Annotated in this window: 1 protein-coding gene; it reads right to left on the reverse strand. The window is 38.5% G+C overall.

The genetic code is table 11. The features are described from left to right. Nucleotides 1–1,548, reverse strand: a 1,548-nt coding sequence (locus JCM10991_RS11645; RefSeq protein WP_025021582.1) for an SspB-related isopeptide-forming adhesin, incomplete at both ends; no start/stop codon positions are given.

Here is a 1,548-nt window from a genome sequence, read left to right on the forward strand (position 1 = left end):
TGCAGGTTGTGCAGGTGTTGATGGAGTTGGGGCAGGGGTTTCTGGCTTTTCAGGAACCTTCTTGTAAACATTAGTTACATTACCGTCTTCATCTTCATCAATCTTAACTAATTGGTAACCAGGAATATCATTTCCATCACGGTCAGGGAAGGAACCTTCTTCTTGATCTTTCAAGTGCTTCCCATTTTCATCAACCCAGTTAGTTACAGGAACTTTAATTGGGTTTTCGACGGTATTAGTCTTGTATTCGACATCACCATTAGTTTGCACCATAGTGTTTTCGAGCACACCCTTAGCATCTTTATTTACCTTACCAGCAAATTCAACATCAAGTTTTTGGCCCTTAAACGTGTTTAAGAAGGTTTCAACATTCTTAGGTGTTACAACCACTTTACCATTCTTAGCGTCCCATTTAGCGTCAAATAGTGAAGTTACATCATTACCCTTAGCATCAGTTACCTTGAAGGAACCTTCGTCAGCAGTAAACTTAGTTTCATCATAGTCATCACTAAATGTCCAGTTTTTAGCAAGTTCTTCCTTAGTGAAGGTGTGGTTTGCTAATTCAGATAAGTCCCATGTACCTTGGTAAACTAACTTAGCGTTACGCTTAACTGTTGCTTTGTTTACGTCCTTGCCTTGTTCATCCATAACAACCTTAGTTGGTTTAGGATCAGTAGCAATATCGTTTGTAACAGTATTAGTCTTGTAACCAACGCTATTATTAGTTTGGTTCATGGTATTAGCTAAAGTACCAGTAGCATCAGCTTTGACAACAGAGTTAAATGACACAGTAAGTTTTTGGCCCTTGTAAGTTTCTAAGAACGCTTTAGTATCATTTGGTGTTAATACCCACTTACCAGCTTTTTCGTCCCATACAGGCTTAAATAGCTTAGTAATATCGTTGTTCTTAGCATCAGTTACCTTTAATGAATCAGTGACTGGGCTAATCTTAGCTTCGTCATAGTCATCATCAAATGTCCAATCTTTAGCTAATTCATCCTTAGTAAACTTGTGGTTTGCTAATTCGGATAAGTCCCATGTACCAGTGTAAGTTACCATTTGTCCCGGTAAAACAGTCGTCTTGTCGATGTTAGTACCGTCGGAGTTGACAACAACCTTAACTGGAGTAGGGTTTGGTTCAACATCATTCTTAACCGTATTGGTCTTGTAACCATGATCTTCATTTGTTTGGCTCATAGTGTTAGCAATAGTGCCAGTAGCATCGCCCTTAACAGTAGCCTTGAAACTTACAGTAAGTTTTTGACCTTTGTAAGTTTCTAAGAACTTAGCTTTGTCAGTAGGGGAGATAGACCATGAACCATCCTTTTCACTCCAAGCAAGCGTTACTTGATCGAAGATATTGTTGCCTTTAGCATCAGTCAACGTAATAGCGTCTTTAACTTTAAGATCAACATCTAATTTAGTTTGGTCGTAGTCATCATCGAATGTCCAAGCTTTAGCTAATTCATCCTTAGTAAACTTGTGGTTTGCTAATTCAGATAAGTCCCATGTACCAGTGTAAGTTACTTCTTGGTTATGACTTACTGT

The organism is Ligilactobacillus equi DSM 15833 = JCM 10991 (genome assembly GCF_000615765.1).
Taxonomy (GTDB): domain Bacteria; phylum Bacillota; class Bacilli; order Lactobacillales; family Lactobacillaceae; genus Ligilactobacillus; species Ligilactobacillus equi.